The following is a 13363-nucleotide window of genomic DNA, read 5'->3' on the forward strand; positions in this document are numbered from 1 at the left end:
GCCTTTGGCAGCTCCTGCGTTGGAATGCGTTTCCCTGTAGGGGCTGCCGTTGGCTGCGATCTCTGGTTCTTGCTTCAGGAAGATTCCTTTTCAGGCTCGCGAATCTTGTACCAGGCCACATACAGCGCCGGCAGAAACAGCAGCGTCAGCAACGTCGCCACCACGATCCCGCCGATCATTGCGTAGGCCATCGGGCCCCAGAACACTTCGCGAGCGATCGGGATCATGCCCATGCTCGCCGCCGCAGCGGTGAGCAGAATCGGCCGGCGCCGGTGCTCGGTCGCTTCCACTACCGCATCCCATGGCGCGTAGCCCTTCTGCTCGAACTCATCGATCTGCGTCACCAGAATCACCGAATTGCGGATGATGATGCCGATCAGCGCGAGAATCCCCAGAATCGCCACAAAACCCATCGGCGTGCCCGTCGGCACCAGCGCCAGAACCACGCCGATCAGTCCCAGCGGTGCAACACTGGCGACCAGGAACATCTTCTGCACGCTGTGCAACTGGATCATCAGGAACGTTGCCATCAGGAACAGCATCAATGGCAAGACCTTGGCAATCGGCCCCTGCGCCTTGCCGCTTTCCTCGACCGTACCGCCGGTGGCGACCTTGTAGCCGACGGGCAGTTTCGACGCAAAAGCATCAATCGACGGCTTGAGCAGTTTCACCAGGTCGGTCGGCTGAATCTCGTCGCGCACCGAGGCCTTGATGGTGATGGTCGGTAAGCGATCGCGCCGCCACACCAGCGGCTGCTCCAGCTCATAGCGCACGGTGGCGAACGCCAGCAGCGGAATCGAGGTGCCGCTCGGCGTGACGATCTGCAGGTTCTGCAGGGTTTCCGGCGTACCGCGTTCGGAATCCACCGCGCGACCGACCACGTTGATCAGGTAGATATCGTCATCCACTTGAGTCAATGGCGAGCCGCTGACGATGCTGTTCATCAGGTTGGCCACGTCTTCGGAGGACAAACCGAGTTGCCGCGCCTTGTCCTGAGCGATATCGATGCGCAGGACTTTGCCCGGCTCGTTCCAGTCGTAAATGATCTCGCCAATGTGCGGGTTCTTGTCCAGTTCGGTGGCCAGGTCGATGGCGTGTTTGCGCACCTGATCGACGTCCTTGCCGCTGACCCGGTACTGGATTGGACGCCCTACCGGCGGGCCCATTTCCAGGGCCTGGACGTAGCTGCCGATGCCGACGAAGTCTTTGTGCAAGCGCTCGCGCAGGCGCTGGCTCAGTGCCTCGCGGGCTTCGAAATCCTTGCTGACGATCACCAGTTGCGCGTAGTACGGGTTTTGCAGTTGCTGGTCCAGCGGCAAGTAGAAACGGATCGCGCCCTGACCGATGTAAGTGCTCCAGCGCACGATGTCCGGGTCGCCCTTGAGCGTGGCTTCGAGCTTGTCCACCGCTTTGCGGGTTTCGTCGATCGAGGCGTTTTGGGGCAGGTTCAGGTCGACCAGAATTTCCGGCCGATCCGAAGCGGGGAAGAACTGGTTCTGCACGAAACGCATGCAGAACACCGCCAGCACGAACAGCAGCACGGTGACGCCGATCGCCCACCAGCGATTGCGCATGGCCCACAGCAGCCCGCCATTGAACGCCCGGCCAACGCGACCCGGCTCGGCATCGTGCGCCTTCACCTTGTCGCTGAGGATGTGCACGCCGATCACCGGTGCGAAAAACACCGCCACCACCCACGACACGATCATTGCCACGGCGATCACCGCGAACAGGGTGAATGTATATTCACCGGCCGAGCTGGCGTTGAGACCGATGGGCACGAAACCGGCGACAGTCACCAGCGTGCCGGTGAGCATCGGGAACGCCGTCGAGGTGTAGGCGTACGTCGCCGCCTCCTCCTTGCTCTCGCCCATTTCCAGGCGTGTGACCATCATTTCCACGGTGATCATCGCGTCGTCCACCAGCAGGCCGAGGGCGATGATCAGCGCGCCGAGGGAAATCCGCTGCATGGTGATGCCGCTGTATTCCATGAACACAAAGACCATTGCCAACACCAGCGGAATCGAGCAGGCCACCACCAGGCCGGCACGCACGCCGAGGCTGATGAAGCTCACCACCAGCACGATGATGACCGCTTCGAACAGTGCGCTGGTAAACCCGCCGACGGCTTCTTCCACCACCACCGCCTGATCGGACACCGTGTGCACGCCGACGCCGACCGGCAAGTCAGCGGTGAGCTGGTCGATACGCTCGTGCAGTGCCTTACCGAACTCCTGAACGTTGCCGCCCTTCTGCATGGCAATCGCCAGGCCGATCGCCGGTTTGCCGTCGAAGCGGAATTCAGGCGTGGCCGGGTCGACGTAGCCGCGGCGGATCTCGGCGATATCGGCCAGACGATAGAAACGGTCGTTGAGTTTGAGATTGACCTCGGCCAGATCCTTTTCCGAGGCGAATTGCCCCGACGTGCGCACGGAAATCCGCTCGGGCCCGGCCTCGATCACCCCGGCCGGCGTTACCGCGTTCTGCGACTGCAGGCTTTGCACCACTTGACGCTGATCGATGCCTAACGCTGCGAGTTTGCGCGTGGAGAAATTCAGGTAAATCGTTTCGTCCTGCTGGCCGACCATTTCGACCTTGCCCAGCCCCGGCACGCTGCGAATCTCGGCGCGCGCCTGCTCTACGTAATCGCGCAACTGGCGCATGGTCAGGCCGTCGGCGGTGAAGGCATAGACCGAGCCGTATACGTCACCGAACTCATCGTTGAACCCCGGCCCCTGAATGCCCTGGGGAAACTGGCCGCGAATGTCGTCGATCTTCTTGCGCACCTGGTACCAGATTTGCGGAATGTCCTCGGCGCCGGTGGTGTCGCGCAGGTAAACGTAGACCGTCGATTCGCCGGGGCGCGTGTAGCTTTTCACATAGTCGAGGGAGTCGAGTTCTTCGAGCTTTTTCTCGATGCGGTCGGTGACCTGTTTAAGGGTTTCTTCCTGGGTCGCGCCCGGCCATTTGGTCTGGATCACCATCGTCTTGATGGTGAACGACGGGTCTTCTTCGCGACCCAGATTGAAGTACGAGAACACGCCCATCAGCAGCCCGACGAACATCAGGTACCACACGAAAGACTGATGCTTGAGGGCCCATTCGGAGAGGTTGAAAGAGCCTTTCATTGACTGTCCTCGTCAAGTTTTACCGATTGTCCGGGTTTGAGACTGTTGACGCCGGCGCTGACCACGCGCTCGCCGTTTCGCACGCCGCCAGCGAGCACCACACTGTTGTCACTGCGGCTGACCACGCTGACGTCTCGCGGGTTGACGGTTTTGTTTTGCGTGTCGATCACCCAGATACGGGTTTTGCCGTCGAATTCCTGCAGCGCCGTCAGCGGCAATTCGATCCGTGGTTTGATCGCTGAACTGAGGGTCACGCTGATTGCGGTGCCGAGGCGGAAACCGTCCGGCGTATCCGTCAGGGTGAGGCGTGCACGGCGGGTGCGCGTGGCGCTTTGTGCCTGGGGCTCGATCTCGCGGATGATCGCCGTGGTGTTGATGCTCGGGTCCAGTTGTGCGGCCACCGAGAACACCACGTCGCTGGGCAACTGATCGACCAGCGTATCGGGCAGATCGATCACCGCTTCCTTGATGTCCGGTTGCGCCAGCGTCACCACTTGCTGCCCGGCCGTCACCACTTGCCCGGCTTCGGCGTTCCACGCAGTGACCACGGCTTTGTGATCAGAGCGCAGCTCGGTGTAGCTCAATTGATCCTTGCTCTGGCTGACCGCCGCCCGCGCCTGATCGAGCGAGGCCTGGGTGGTTTTCAGCTCGGTGTTGGCGACATCCAGTTGCGCCTGTGCACCGACGCCGCGGTCGAACAGCGCTTGCTGACGACGTGCATTGGCCTGGGCGTTGATCAGTTGCGCCTGGATTCTCGCCAGATCGCCCTGAGCCGAGCGCAACTGGTTCTGCTGGTCGGACGGGTCGAGGGTGGCGAGCAAGGTGCCCTTCTGCACCTCGGCGCCGACGTCAACGTTACGGCTGGCGATACGTCCACCGACGCGGAAACCGGTGTTGCTCTCGTAGCGCGCCTGAATGCTGCCGGCAAAGCGCCCGAGGCTCTCTTCGTTCAGTGCCTTGACCGTGACCGACAGCACCGGCCGTACCGGTTCCGGCGGTGTTTCCTTTTCCGAGCAGGCGCCCAGCAGCAGCGCGATGCACAACAGGCCGAGGCGCTTCATGGCTGCGCTCCCGGCTGCAGATCCTTGTAAGTGTTTTCGGCAATCTCGACTTTCATGCCGGGGTGCAGCAACTGGCCGCCGGCGACAATGACTTTCTCGCCGCCCTTGAGGCCTTCGCTGATGATCACTTTGCCGGTCAGGTAACGACCGACCGTGACCGTATGCAACTGCGCTTCACCCTTGTCATCGACCAGCCATACCGCCGGGTCGCTGATGTTTTTTGTGAGTGCCGACCAGGGCAGTTCCACCGCCGATTTGCCGGTGCCTTTGGCGGTAGCGCTCACGACCGAACCGAGCTGCATGCCCGGCGGCAGCTTGTCGAGACTGACCTTGACCTGCACGGTGCCCGATTGTGCCGACACCGAAGGGGTGATTTCGCGCACGGTGCCGGTGGTTTTGATCTCGGGGTTATCGAGCAGGCTGACCACGATCGAACGATCGGATGGCCGCTCGGCCAGCAGCGATTCGTAGACATTGAACACCGCGTCGCGGTCGCCATCACGGGCGAGGCTGAAAATCGGCGCGGTGGCCTGTACCACTTGGCCGACTTCGGCCTGGCGCTCGGTGATCACGCCGGGTGCATCGGCGATCAGCGCGGTGTAGCTGAGCTGGTCCCTGGCGTTGGCCAATTGCGCCTGCGCCGCGCTCAATGCGCTCTGGCTGCTGCGTAGCGCCGCTTGCGCCGAATCGTATTCGCTCTGGCTGGTGTAGCCCTTGGGCAGCAGCTTTTGCTGACGGACGAACGCCGCTGCTGCCTGCTTGACGCGGGCCTGTTCGGCGACGACCTGGGCTTGAGCGGAATCGACGTTGGTCTGCAGATCTTTCGGATCGAGTCTGGCCAGCACCTGTTTGGCGGTGACGCGGTCGCCGACATCGACCCTACGCTCAATGATCTTGCCGCCGACGCGAAACGACAGCTGCGTCTGCACTCGCGCCTGCACATCACCGGTGAGGGTCACCGCTGCGGCGTAGTTGGCCGGTTCGACCTCTTGCACAAAGACCCGTGGCAAATATTCCTCAGCAGGTTTCTTGTCGCCGCACGCGGTCAGCAACATGAACAGACTCAGCATGACCGCTGTTTTCATTCCGGGACTTGCCATGCAGACTCCTTCCTGTGTACGAACGTGCAAGTGACGATACGACTGTGAGCTTAGGACAGGGTTCAACGTTCGCCTGAGCGATCACAACATTTCCCTTTAGGAGCTGCTGAAGGCTGCGATCTTTGTTTTTAAAGATCAAGATCAAGATCAAAAGATCGCAGCCTTCGGCGGCTCCTACAAGGGGCACCTACAGAGAAGGAATTCCATGCTGCATACCCTGGCGGTGGCCAATTACCGCTCGATCAACAAACTGGTGATTCCGCTCGGGCGCCTGAACCTGATCACCGGGCCCAATGGCAGCGGCAAGTCCAACCTCTACCGCGCCTTGCGCCTGCTGGCGGAAACCGCGCAGGGCGGCGTGGTCAATGCGCTGGCGCGCGAAGGCGGGCTGGATTCGACGTTCTGGGCCGGGCCGGAAACCATCAGCCGGCGCATGCGCAACGCAGAAGTGGCGATCCAGCCGACGGTGCGCCAAGGGGTGAAGCGACTGCGACTGGGATTTGCCGGTGAGGATTTCAGTTACTCGATCAGTCTCGGTCTGCCCGACTCCAACGGGCATTTCATGCTCCCTGAACATTCGCGACCGATCCCGTCGCGCTTCGGTCTCGATCCGCAGATCAAGCGCGAATGTATCTGGGCTGGCCCGCATTACCGTCCCGCCAGCCTGCTGGTGGATCGCGACGGCCCGCTGATCCGCGCACGTACCGAGCGCCAATGGGATGTATTGGCGCAGCACACGCCGAATTTCGACAGCCTGTTCGATCAGGTCGGCAGCCTGCGCAGCTCGCCGGAAGTGTTCCAGATGCGCGAGTTCATCCGCCGCTGGCGTTTCTATGATCACTTTCGCAGCGATGCCGACGCGCCGGTGCGTCAGCCGCAACTGGGGACACGCACGCCGGTGCTGCACCACGACGGCCGCGACCTGGCGGCGGCGCTGCAGACCATTATCGAAATCGGTGACGGCGACGCAATGCGTGCAGCGATCACCGATGCGTTCCCCGGCGCACGGGTGCATATCGAAGCGCAGGCCGGCGGCCGTTTCGCCATCGAGTTTTATCAGGAAGGTTTGCTGCGGCCGTTGTCGGCGGCAGAGCTGTCGGACGGCACCTTGCGTTATCTGCTGCTGGTTGCGGCGTTGCTGACGCCGAGGCCACCGTCGCTGATGGTGCTCAACGAACCGGAAACCAGTCTGCACCCGGATCTGCTGCCGGCGCTGGCGCGGCTGATCATTCGCGCTTCGCAACAGTGCCAGGTGTGGGTGGTGTCCCATGCGCGGCGGCTGATCTCGGCATTGCAGGAAGATCCGGAGTGCAATTGCATCGTGCTGGAGAAGACGCTGGGGCAGACCGGGATTGTCGGCCAGCGAGTGCTGGATGAGCCGGCGTGGCACTGGCCGGACTAACCCACTCCGATCGTTCCCACGCTCTGCGTGGGAACGATCGACAGGCAATCACCCCTGCCACTTGCCTCCTTCAACAATCACACTCTCAGGCCGGGTGTCATCACTCAGTTCCTTGCGCACATATTGGTCATACAGCTTGAGCAGGTATTTCTCCTCGCCCAACTTGGCCAACTCGCTGTTGACCCAATCACGCAACTCGAGATTGCCCTTCTTCACTGCCGGCGCAATCGGCGCCTCGGCACCCAGTTTTTCCTCGAGCACGCGATAGCCCGGGTTCTGCTTGGCCCAGCTGAACAGCACCAGATTGTCCTGCGCGTAGGCATCGCCACGACCATTGGCCAAGGCCTGCAGCGACTCGGAGTTTTTTTCGAACTTGAGCAGTTTCCAGTCCGGGTGGTTCCTGGTCAGCCAGATATCGGCGGTGGTGCCGGTGGTGACAATCGTGGTGCGCGTCGCCAGATCATCGAGTGCCTTCACCGAACTGCCCTGCGGCACCAGCGCCTGCACGGCCACCTTGAGGTTCGGGTTGGTGAATTCCACCGCTTCCTTGCGCTCCGGGGTGACGGTCATGTTGGCGAGTATCAGGTCGACCTTGTCGCTTTGCAGAAACGGAATGCGGCTCGCGGGTTCGACAGCGACGAACTCGACCTTGTTTTCATCGCCGAGCAGATCCTTGGCGAAACGCCGGCCGATGTCAGTGTCGAAGCCGACGTAGCGCCCGGCCTCATCGACGAAGCCGAACGGTGGCTTGTCGGTGAAGACGCCGACGATCAGTTTGTCGCGGGCCTTGATCTTGTCCAGATAACCGGCGGGCGCAGCGCTTTCGCTGGCGACTTTCGGCTTTGGCGGCTCTTCGGTTTTACCGCAACCGGCGAGTAAGGCGAGGCTGAGCAGAGGCAGTAACAACGCGGCAGTTTTCATAGCGGTTCCAGTTCCTTTTTCGGATTCGTTTTTGGCGATGTTGCAACGAAGGAGAACTTCTCCAGAAACTGCTGCGCGCGTGCGGTTTGCGGGTTCGTAAAGAAAATCTCGGGCGGGTTCTGTTCGAGGATGCGCCCGGCATCCATGAACACGATGCGATCGGCCACCGCGCGGGCGAAGGCCATTTCGTGGGTGACGATCAACAGGGTCATGCCTTCGCGGGCCAGGTCCTGAATGACTTGCAGCACTTCCTTGACCATCTCCGGGTCGAGGGCGGCGGTGACTTCGTCGAAGAGCATCACCCGGGGGTTCATGCACAGCGAACGAACAATGGCGATGCGTTGCTGCTGGCCGCCGGAGAGCTGACGCGGGAAAGCATCGCGCTTGTCGAGCAGGCCAACACGCTCAAGCAGGGCTTCGGCCTGCTGTTGCGCTTCGCGACGCTGGCGCTTCTGCACCTTGAGCGGGCCGAGCAGCAGATTGTCGAGCACACTCATGTGCGGGAACAGGTGATAACTCTGGAACACCATGCCGATCTGCTGACGGATTTCGCGCCAGTCAGTGGCTTTGTCCAGAAGCTCCCGCCCGACGAATTTCAGGCTGCCGCTGTGCGCTTCTTCCAGACCATTGAGGCAACGCAGCAAGGTGCTTTTGCCACAACCGCTGGGGCCAAGAATGACGATCACTTCGCCGCTCTGCACTTGCAGGTCGATGCCATTGAGCACCTGCTGCGCGCCATAGAATTTGTTGAAACCGTGAAACTCGATCAGTGCGCTCATGCTTGCGTCCAGCGCCGCTCCAGCACGCGCGAGGCGGCCGAGAGCGGGTAGCAGATAAAAAAGAAAAACAGGAACAGCGCGCCATAGATCAGCACCGATTCGTAGGTGCGCTCGATGATCTGCTGGCCGACCTTGATCACGTCGACGACGCCGATCAGCACCGCCAGCGAACTGGTCTTGATGATCCGCGTGTAGACGTTGATGGTCGGCGGCGTCATGCGTTTGAGCGCTTGCGGCAGCAGCACGTAGCCATAGAGTTGCGCAGTATTGAGACCAATCGACAGCCCCGCTTCGCGCTGCCCGCGCGGCAACGAATGCAGCGCACCGCGCGCCACTTCGCCGACCTCACTGGCGCCCCACAGCGACAGCACCAACACCGCGCACCAGAAGCTCGGCAGGCTCAGGCCAAAGAAAATCGGCAAACCGAAGAACAGCAGATACAACCAGACCAGCACCGGAATCGCCCGGAACAGCTCCAGATAAACGCGCAAAATCGCGTTCAGCCACGTTACGTTCAACGTGCGCAACACACCGTAAAGCACACCGCCCACCGTGCTGATGGCGATGCTCAGAAACGAGATTGAAAGCGTCTGCCCGGCGCCTTTAGCCAATTGCGGCAACGACACCCAAAGCAACTCAAGACCCGAACTGGCCATGCTGAAGCCTCCTTTCCAGACGGCTGAGCAATAGCGACAGCGGCAAGAACAGCAGCACGCAGATCAGCGTCAGCACGGCGAGCATTTCGTAGGTTTTGTAATAGAGCGCGATGTAGCTCTTGGTGGTGTAGAGGATTTCCGGCACCGCCACCGCCGAGACCACAGTGGTTTCCTTCAACAGGAAAATGAAATTGGCGAACAGTGTCGGCAGGCTGAGGATCCCCGCCTGCGGCAGGATCACGTAGCGCAGCAACTGGCCGTGGGACAGGCCAATCGAACGCCCTGATTCGAGTTGCGCCTGGGGCACCGCATCGACCCCGGCGCGCAGCACTTCGGTGAGGTAGGCGCCGCCCAGAAAAGTCATGGTGATGATTGCTGCGGCGTAACCGGAGACCTTGATTCCCAGAGCCGGAAGAGCGAAGTAAACGAAGAACAACTGGATCAGCAGCGGCGTGTTACGCGCCAGCTCGACATAGCAGCCGACCAGTTTTTGCAGATAAGGCGTGCGAAACACCAGAATCGTCGCGTTGAGCAGCGCCACCAGCAGCGAAGTGCCGATCGCGATCAGACCGACCTGCAGGGTCACGCCCACGGCTTTGAGAAAGGCCGGCAGGGTGCTGAGGATAAAGGCGTAGTCGAAAGTCATGAAGCGTCCTGACGCCGCTCGGTAAGCGGCGGTGATGCAATCCATGGACAGCGGGTGGCTGTCCGGCAGGCACTGACTTTATAGGTATAAAAACAAGAATTTAAATACCGTTAAAGCATATTGATATCACCCAAAAAACTATCCTGCAGGTTTGCCGGGAAGGAATAAGAAGGCTATTTTCCTTTGCGTTGTAGGACATATCTTTTTTTCACGAAAGACCTCCAAGGACCCACAGCTTTTGGCCAGACTCTCGGGCCATTCATCACAAGGAACAACAACATGGACGTAAAAGTGCCGCAGCGGCTGGATCCGCAGGACATCTTGAAATTGCTGAGGGCGCTGCGCCGGGCCTTGAAAACGCGGGTGGCCTGAAGCAAGGGCCAGATCAAAAGATCGCAGCCTTCGGCAGCTCCTACAGGAGACCGCATTCCCCTGTAGGAGCTGCCGAAGGCTGCGATCTTTTCTCTAAAAAGCACAAAAACGCCGATGACCATCACTGGCCATCGGCGTTTTCATATCGGAACGAAGCGTCAGATCAGAACGCCGGCAACACCGCGCCGCTGTACTTCTTCTCGATGAACGCTTTGACTTCCGGGCTGGTCAGCGCTTTGGCCAGTTTCTGGATCGCGTCGCTGTTCTTGTTGTCCTCGCGGGCAACGAGGAAGTTCACGTACGGCGAGTCAGCGCCTTCGATCACCAGCGCATCTTTCTGCGGATTAAGCTTGGCTTCCAGCGCGTAGTTGGTGTTGATCATGTCCAGATCAACTTCTTTCAGCACGCGCGGCAGCAGGGCCGATTCCAGTTCCTTGAACTTGAAGTTGTGCGGGTTCTTGGCGATGTCTTTCGGCGTGGCCAGAGCGTTTTTCGGATCTTTCAGTTCGATCAGGCCAGCCTTCTGCAACAGGATGAGTGCGCGGCCGCTGTTGCTGCCTTCGTTGGGGATGGCGATGGTCGCGCCGTCCGGCAGTTCAGCCAGGGTCTTGTACTTGCTCGAGTAGCCACCGAACGGTTCAACATGAACGCCCTGCACGGTCACCAGATACTTGGATTTATCGTCCTTGTATTTGCCCTGGTTGAAGCTGTTCAGGTAGGGCAGGGTCTGGAAATAGTTGGCATCCAGACGCTTCTCGCCAACCTGTACGTTCGGTTGCACGTAGTCGGTGAAAACCTTGATCTCCAGATCCACGCCTTCTTTGGCCAGGGTCGGTTTGATCAGCTCAAGGATTTCAGCGTGGGGCACCGGCGTCGCGGCAACCACCAGTTTCTCACCGGCGTTGGCGAAAGAAGCCGTCAGCGCAGCCGCCAATGCGGTAAACAACAGAACCTTTTTCATGCAGTGTCCTTATCGAAAATCACGGTCGTCAGCGACGACGGCATTTAATACGTGTGCCAGTGAAGTGATATCGCTGGCGTGAGGCGGACAATACCCGGATTTTTTATTCCCGGACAATAACGTTTATTCAGCTTCATATTCCATTTTGTTCATGTTGAAGAAAGTGTTCACACCGCCTCGCTCAAGCGAATCAGCCAATCTTTCAAGGTCTTACGCTCTGCACTGCTACCACCTGTATGGGTCTGCCTGACCAGACGTTCGATCTGAACCTGCGGCGCAGACGCGTCAGGCAGGTTCAGATGTTCCGGCAGGATCTCGTCGCCGGTGCTGACCAGCAGGGCAAAGTGGATGACGTTTTCCAGTTCGCGAGTGTTGCCCGGCCAGCTGTGTTGTTCGAGTACATGCTGAGCGGCTTCGCTGATCAGCGGCACGGGCAAGTCCAGACGCTGGCTGTAGATGCCAAGGAAATACTCGGCCAGCGAGAGGATGTCGCCGGTGCGCACGCGCAACGCCGGCAGCTCCAGATGACCTTCGCTGAGGTAGTGATAGAGTCGCTCGTGGAATTTCCCGGCATCCACAGCCTGGGCCAGATCGATGCTGGTCGCCGCAACCAGGCGTACATCCACCGGACTTGGCTGATGCGCACCGACACGGGTGACTTCGTGGTTTTCCAATGCCGCGAGCAATTTGACCTGGATCGGCAGCGGCAAGTCGCCGATTTCGTCGAGGTACAACGTGCCGCCATTGGCCGAACCAAACCAGCCGGCGCGACTGCTGGCCGAACCGCTATGACTGCCGGCGGCGTAGCCGAACAGTTCGGCGTCGGCGTAGGTCGGGCTGATCGCGCCGCAGTTCACCGAAACGAACAGACCGCTGCGGTCACTGGCGCGATGGATATGCCGGGCGAGCAACTCCTTGCCCGTGCCGGTCTCGCCACGGATCAAAATCGAGATCGAGCGCGGTGCCAGTTGCTCCAGCTCTTCACGCAATTGCCGCGAGCGGGGATCGACAAACACCAGCGCTTTGGCGCGAATGCTCAGGGGGCTTTTTTCCGCATCGGGAAAGGTCAGCAAGGGCTGACCGAAGGTTTCCAAACTCATGGCAGGCTCCCGCCCAAAACCGCCAGCCGACGGGGGCGTTGAATAATAAGGTCAGGCGCGACGGCGGGCGTGGTGTTCCAAGCGGTTTTGCAGGCGATAGAGGTAGGCAAACCCCTGCTCCCAACGCTGATGCCCGGACTTGACGTTGATGTGCCCGGCCCCGGCAAGAATCCCCGCCTCCGCGCCCCAGTCGCGCGCCAGTTCCAATGCGCGAGGCGCACTGACGGCGGCGTCGTTGTCGGAGCTGACGACCTGAGTGGGGAACGGCAACAGACCCGTCGGAATCGGTGCGAAGTTGCGCAGCGCCGGTGCGCACGCAGGACGCTCGACATCGGCCGGCGCGACCAGCAACGCCCCACGCACCTGACGCAGGTATTGCAGCGGCGCAGTCGCCGCCCAGTGGGCGACGGTGATGCAGCCGAGACTATGAGCGATCAGGATCACCGGTGTGCTGTCGGCGGCAATCGCTTCGGCCAGCGCGGCGACCCAGTCCTCACGGCGCGGCGCCAGCCAATCGGCCTGCTCGACCCGCGCGCTGTTCGGCAGGCTGTTCTGCCAATGGGTTTGCCAATGATCTTCTGGCGATCCTTGCCAGCCCGGCACAATCAGGTAGCGGATTGATTCGTTGCGCATGGGGAGCTCTCCTGCGTCGTGTCTGTTCCGGGTCGAGTATAGGGAGATGAGATATATCCGTTAAGGAATAATAAGCTATTTATTAATATCTGAATTGAATATAAGGAACCGTGTAGGGGCGGTGCCTGGCGGGACAAAAGTTGCGGAATAAAAAAAGGGCCGCACCCTGCCAAGGAGACGGCCCCGGAAAAACAAAATCTGTCACCGCGCAGTGATCACCGACAACTTGGTGATCCCGGCCCGTTCGATCGAAGCCATGGCTCGCGCCACTTCGCCGTAATTCACCCCATCATCGGCCTGCAACTGCACGCGCACTTGCGGGTCCTTCGCTTTGGCCGACTTGAGGTTGAATTCGAGCAAGTCAGGCTGAATCTCGTCCTTGTTGATAAACAGCTTGCCGGCGCCGTCAATGCTCACCACCAGCGGATCCTTCTGCTCGACCGGCGCCACCGCTTCGGTCTTCGGCAGGTTGATCGGTATCGCATTGGTCAACAGCGGCGCGGTGACGATGAACACCACCAGCAGCACCAGCATCACGTCCACCAGCGGCGTCACGTTGATTTCGCTGAGCACCTCATCCGCGTCTTGCGTGGAGAAGGCCATA

12 protein-coding genes are annotated in these 13363 nt (G+C 60.4%); 1 reads left to right on the forward strand and 11 read right to left on the reverse strand.

All coding sequences use genetic code 11. The features are described 5' to 3' along the window. Nucleotides 1–74: 74 nt before the first annotated feature. From CXF97_RS05410 to CXF97_RS05420, 3 genes are read right to left on the reverse strand one after another with little or no spacing between them, the layout of a single operon-like run. Complete coding sequence (locus tag CXF97_RS05410; RefSeq protein ID WP_101156916.1) at nt 75–3128, reverse strand: efflux RND transporter permease subunit; 3054 nt, start codon at nt 3126–3128, stop codon at nt 75–77. Further along, nucleotides 3125–4189 (reverse strand): efflux RND transporter periplasmic adaptor subunit, encoded by a 1065-nt coding sequence (locus CXF97_RS05415; protein WP_101156918.1) that lies wholly within the window; start codon nt 4187–4189, stop codon nt 3125–3127. The genes CXF97_RS05410 and CXF97_RS05415 overlap by 4 nt, the downstream gene beginning before the upstream one ends. Further along, entirely contained in the window at nt 4186–5289 is a 1104-nt protein-coding gene (locus CXF97_RS05420) for an efflux RND transporter periplasmic adaptor subunit (RefSeq protein WP_101156920.1), read from the reverse strand. The genes CXF97_RS05415 and CXF97_RS05420 overlap by 4 nt, the downstream gene beginning before the upstream one ends. Nucleotides 5290–5494: 205 nt before the next feature. Here CXF97_RS05420 and CXF97_RS05425 point away from each other — a divergent pair, with 205 nt between their 5' ends. Beyond that, entirely contained in the window at nt 5495–6691 is a 1197-nt protein-coding gene (locus CXF97_RS05425; RefSeq protein WP_101156922.1) for an AAA family ATPase, read from the forward strand. 48 nt (nt 6692–6739) lie between these two features. Here CXF97_RS05425 and CXF97_RS05430 read toward each other — a convergent pair whose 3' ends face one another. From CXF97_RS05430 to CXF97_RS05465, 8 genes are all read right to left on the reverse strand, one after another. Next, nucleotides 6740–7612 (reverse strand): transporter substrate-binding domain-containing protein, encoded by an 873-nt coding sequence (locus CXF97_RS05430; protein ID WP_101156924.1) that lies wholly within the window; start codon nt 7610–7612, stop codon nt 6740–6742. Continuing rightward, nucleotides 7609–8391 carry an amino acid ABC transporter ATP-binding protein gene (locus CXF97_RS05435; RefSeq protein WP_101156935.1) on the reverse strand — a complete coding sequence of 261 codons (783 nt, stop codon included), beginning with the start codon at nt 8389–8391 and terminating at the stop codon, nt 7609–7611. The genes CXF97_RS05430 and CXF97_RS05435 overlap by 4 nt, the downstream gene beginning before the upstream one ends. Continuing rightward, nucleotides 8388–9047, reverse strand: coding sequence for an amino acid ABC transporter permease (locus CXF97_RS05440; RefSeq protein WP_101156937.1), 660 nt, complete (start codon nt 9045–9047; stop codon nt 8388–8390). Before CXF97_RS05440 ends, CXF97_RS05435 begins: the two co-directional genes overlap by 4 nt. Then, complete coding sequence (locus tag CXF97_RS05445) at nt 9028–9693, reverse strand: amino acid ABC transporter permease (protein WP_101156939.1); 666 nt, start codon at nt 9691–9693, stop codon at nt 9028–9030. Before CXF97_RS05445 ends, CXF97_RS05440 begins: the two co-directional genes overlap by 20 nt. Before the next feature lie 535 nt (nt 9694–10228). Beyond that, nucleotides 10229–11026 carry a MetQ/NlpA family ABC transporter substrate-binding protein gene (locus tag CXF97_RS05450; RefSeq protein ID WP_016772222.1) on the reverse strand — a complete coding sequence of 266 codons (798 nt, stop codon included), beginning with the start codon at nt 11024–11026 and terminating at the stop codon, nt 10229–10231. 167 nt (nt 11027–11193) lie between these two features. Next, the gene (locus CXF97_RS05455) at nt 11194–12126 is read right to left on the reverse strand and encodes a sigma 54-interacting transcriptional regulator (protein ID WP_101156941.1); all 933 of its coding nucleotides are present in this window, start codon (nt 12124–12126) and stop codon (nt 11194–11196) included. 51 nt (nt 12127–12177) lie between these two features. Continuing rightward, complete coding sequence (locus tag CXF97_RS05460; protein WP_101156943.1) at nt 12178–12759, reverse strand: alpha/beta hydrolase; 582 nt, start codon at nt 12757–12759, stop codon at nt 12178–12180. A gap of 201 nt (nt 12760–12960) precedes the next feature. Further along, nucleotides 12961–13362 carry a biopolymer transporter ExbD gene (locus tag CXF97_RS05465; RefSeq protein ID WP_101156945.1) on the reverse strand — a complete coding sequence of 134 codons (402 nt, stop codon included), beginning with the start codon at nt 13360–13362 and terminating at the stop codon, nt 12961–12963. Between the last annotated feature and the right edge of the window lies 1 nt (nt 13363).

Source organism: Pseudomonas sp. Choline-02u-1, assembly GCF_002836515.1.
Taxonomy (GTDB): Bacteria; Pseudomonadota; Gammaproteobacteria; order Pseudomonadales; family Pseudomonadaceae; genus Aquipseudomonas.